The sequence below is a fragment of the Pseudomonas sp. PS02303 genome (assembly GCF_029959925.1).
Classification (GTDB): domain Bacteria; phylum Pseudomonadota; class Gammaproteobacteria; order Pseudomonadales; family Pseudomonadaceae; genus Aquipseudomonas; species Aquipseudomonas mandelii.
Genome location: NZ_JASCOM010000395.1, coordinates 1 through 3,740, shown reverse-complemented (window position 1 = coordinate 3,740; position 3,740 = coordinate 1). Strand labels below are relative to the sequence as shown.

2 protein-coding genes and 2 pseudogenes are annotated in these 3,740 nt (G+C 57.4%); 2 read left to right on the top strand and 2 right to left on the bottom strand.

What is annotated here, in order from left to right; all coding sequences use genetic code 11:
- Nucleotides 1-105 precede the first annotated feature (105 nt).
- Nucleotides 106-312 (bottom strand): annotated as a pseudogene (locus QMX98_RS33160) (histone deacetylase family protein); the annotation flags it as partial.
- A 4-nt stretch (nt 313-316) separates the two neighbouring features.
- On the opposite strand from QMX98_RS33160, the pseudogene QMX98_RS33155 reads away from it, so the two are divergent.
- Nucleotides 317-448, top strand: a pseudogene (locus tag QMX98_RS33155) (LysR family transcriptional regulator); the annotation flags it as partial.
- A 12-nt stretch (nt 449-460) separates the two neighbouring features.
- On the opposite strand, the gene mrdA reads toward QMX98_RS33155, so the two are convergent.
- Entirely contained in the window at nt 461-2,353 is a 1,893-nt protein-coding gene (mrdA, locus tag QMX98_RS33150) for a penicillin-binding protein 2 (RefSeq protein ID WP_010458391.1), read from the bottom strand.
- Between the two features lie 273 nt (nt 2,354-2,626).
- On the opposite strand from mrdA, the gene QMX98_RS33145 reads away from it, so the two are divergent.
- The gene (locus QMX98_RS33145; protein WP_077748924.1) at nt 2,627-3,550 is read left to right on the top strand and encodes a TIGR03571 family LLM class oxidoreductase; all 924 of its coding nucleotides are present in this window, start codon (nt 2,627-2,629) and stop codon (nt 3,548-3,550) included.
- Nucleotides 3,551-3,740: the final 190 nt, after the last annotated feature.

Sequence of the window (3,740 nt, the reverse complement as noted above, 5' to 3'; positions counted from 1 at the left end):
AGCCTCGCTCCTACAGGGTTGAGGCGAACCAAAATTCCCCCCCAGGCAAATAACCTGTAGGAGCGAGGCTTGCCCGCGAAGGCGACGTACCTGGCCCCAATGATCTCAGAGCTGCCACACCTCGGCATTCACAAAAAACGCCCGGGCATTGTCCTCAAGACTCTCCAGGTGGTACCCGCCCTCCTGCACAATCAGACACCGCAACCCAAGGCTACGAATCCGTTCGCCCAACACCGCGAACCCTTCACGGGTCACTGCCACTTAGCTCTGCGGGTCCAGTTCGAAAATATCGAACCCCAGGGACAGCACCAGATGGCCGCCGGAGGATGGGGTGGTGGGTTTCGATATTCAGCTGTTGTGGACCCGCGAGCAGAAGATGAGTCAGGCCGAAACGGTCTTCCTCGAAAGCTTCCAGCACATGCTCAGTATTCGTGAGCCTGTGCTGTGAAGCTTTGAGCGCTTAGACGTGAGGGTCGCCCGGAGCTTTGCTTGGCGTGGCGTATTGCGGCTTTAGATGGCCGTCCTGATCGAGTAACCAGGCGTCCATGATCTGCCGCACCACTGGGCCGGCGACGCGACCACCGGCCTCTCCGTTTTCAATCATCACCGAGATGACGATCTTCGGGTGCTCGGCCGGGGCGAAGCCGACGAACAAGGCATTGTCGCGGTTGCGCTCCAGGGTTTTCGCCCGGTTGTAGCGCTCGCCTTGCTTGATCGCGACGACTTGCGCGGTACCACTCTTGCCGGCAATGCGGTACTGAGCGCCTTGCGCTGCGGCTCTGGCAATCCCGCGGGCGTCGTGCATCACCATCTGCATGCCATGGTTGACCTGCTCCCAGTCACGCGGATCCTTGAGCAGGATGTTCGGCATAGGGTGCTCGTCCACCGGCGCTACGCCATCCACGGTCTTTGCCAGGTGCGGTCGGTTCCACACACCTTTGTTGGCAATCAGCGCGGTGGCCTGGGCCAGCTGTAGCGGCGTAACCTGCATATAACCCTGGCCGATGCCAAGGATCACGGTTTCGCCCGGAAACCAGGCCTGACGGCGCGTAGCGCGCTTCCACGCTTGCGACGGCATCAAGCCGGCAGACTCTTCGAACATGTCCAGCGAGACTTTTTCGCCGAGGCCGAACATGGCCATGTAGTCGTGCAGGCGATCGATGCCCAGCTTGTGGGCCAGGTCATAGAAGTAGGTGTCGTTGGAGCGCATGATCGCCGCGTCCATGTCGACCCAGCCGTCGCCGCTGTGGTTCCAGTTACGGTATTTGTGATCAAAGTCCGGGAGCTGGTAATAACCGGGGTCAAAGACGCGGGTCTGAGGGGTGACGACGCCAGCGTCGAGGCCGGCAATGGCTACTTCGGGCTTGATGGTCGAACCCGGCGCGTAGAGGCCGCGCAGAACGCGGTTGAACAGCGGCCGATCGATGGAGTCGTGCAGCGCCGCGTATTCCTTGAAGCTGATGCCGGTGACGAACAGGTTCGGGTCGAAACTGGGCTTGCTGACCATGGCCAGTACTTCACCGGTCGACGGATCGAGCGCCACCACCGAACCACGACGATCACCCAAGGCTTCCTCGGCCGCTTCCTGAAGTTTGACGTCCAGGCTCAGGACAATGTTTTTGCCGGGGATCGGATCGGTGTGCTTGAGCACTCGCAGTACGCGGCCCTGGGCATTGGTTTCGACTTCTTCGTAACCCACCTGGCCGTGCAATTGCGACTCGTAGAATTTTTCAATGCCGGTCTTGCCGATGGATTGGGTGCCGCGATACTCCACCGTGTCGAGGGCTTTGGATTCTTTTTCGTTGATACGACCAACGTAACCGATCGAGTGCGCAAAGTGTGCGCCAAACGGGTAATGGCGCACGAACTGGGGCTCGACATCGATCCCCGGCAGACGGAACTCATTGACCGCGAGAACCGCGATTTGCTGTTCACTGAGCTCGTAGAACAGAGTAACCGGCACGAACGGGTGGCGCGCCTGTTTCATGGCCTTGTCGAACAGTGTCCGGTCTTCGGCTGGCAAGTGCAGGAGGTTGACCACCTCATCGAGCTCCTCTTTGACATCGGAGGCGCGCTCGCGGGTGATGGTGAGGTTGAAACTGGGACGGTTATCCGCGAGGACTACGCCGTTGCGGTCGTAGATCAGCCCGCGGGTCGGAGTGATCGGCAGGACATGGACGCGGTTGTTTTCGGAGATGGTCGAGTGATAGTCGTATTCGACCACTTGCAGGACATACATGCGCACCACAAGCGCGCAGGAAATGGCGGCGACGAACAAGGCGCAGGCGATCAGCCGCTTGTTGACCAGACGCGTCTCTTTTTCGTGGTCCTTGATGGGTATCGGTTCGGGCATTTCTGTAGCGGCTCTATGACTAAAAAAGAGGGCGATCCTTAGGCCTGCAAATCAATCCGTTAAAAAACGAGCTGCACCATACCAAAAACTGTGCAGTCACTTTAGTGGGATTTTCTCGAATGGTTGTCCTTGAGGGTCAAAACGACGGTCGGCTTTTTCTTTGACTCGTGCGTTTTGCTCAAGATTGATATTCCGATTCATGCATTTTTCTTGTAGATGAGCCTGTAGATACTGGGTGCATGTCATTCCATTTTGTTGTTTGGGAGTCTTTTCATGCATCCACGATTTCAACGATTACTCGGCTCGAATGGATTTTCCATCGGACTGGAACTGCCGCTGGATAACGATTGGTCCAATGATGGACAGCGGCTGCGGATCGCTCAGGATCGGCCTTTTGGCGTCCCCGACTTGAAGCAGCACGCGGCGATGGCACGTTTGGCTGACAACGCCGGTTTCCGCGCACTTTGGGTACGTGATGTGCCGGTTTACGACCCCAACTTTGGCGACGCTGCACAGGTCTTTGAGACCTTTTCTTACCTTGGGTATTTGGCCGGGATTACGGAGAACATCATGCTCGGTACAGCAGCGGTTGTGCTGCCATTGCGTCAGCCTTGGCTAACGCTCAAGGCCGCCAACAGTGTTGATGAACTGAGTGACGGGCGTCTGCTCCTTGGGGTGGCCAGTGGTGACCGGCCGATGGAGTATCCGTTGTTTGGGGTGGATTACGATCAGCGCGGGGAGATCTTTCGCGATACGGTTGAATTGATCCGCAGCCAGGGAGAAGGTCGTTTACCTGAGGGCGCTCGCCTGTTGCCGGAGCGAGATCAGCCTATGCCACTGCTGGTTGCAGGTCTTGGTCAACAATCACCGGCCTGGATTGGTGAGCATATGGATGGTTGGCTCGCCTACCCTGGTACGCCGGATGAGCACCGACGTCGAGTGGGGCTGTGGCGGGAAGTTGGAGGCGATAAGCCTTATATCAGCTTCGTACACTTGGACCTGACTGCTAATCCTCATACCCCCATGCGACGTGTGCGCTTCGGTGGCAGTTGTGGACGGCTGGCCTTGATTGATGAGCTTCAGGCGTTACGTGAGGCTGGTGTGCAGCATGTCGGCTTGCACATGCGTCGTAGCGAACGCCCTGTGGCAGAGGTTATTGAAGAGATAGCTGAATACGTTCTGCCGAAGTTTCACTAACGATGCTGCTGAAACCTGGGATAGCCCGTCGGCTATCCTTTTTTGTCACACCACTTTCCTGCAGACAAAACAAAACCCCTACCTGCATACGCAGATAGGGGTTTCGGAATTTAATCTTGACGATGACCTACTCTCACATGGGGAAACCCCACACTACCATCGGCGATGCATCGTTTCACTGCTGAGTTCG

Bases quoted from the DNA above. Each gene is read 5' to 3' on its own strand.
- mrdA (WP_010458391.1), bottom strand. From the start codon at position 2,353: ATGCCCGAACCGATACCCATCAAGGACCACGAAAAAGAGACGCGTCTG.
- QMX98_RS33145 (WP_077748924.1), top strand. From the start codon at position 2,627: ATGCATCCACGATTTCAACGATTACTCGGCTCGAATGGATTTTCCATC.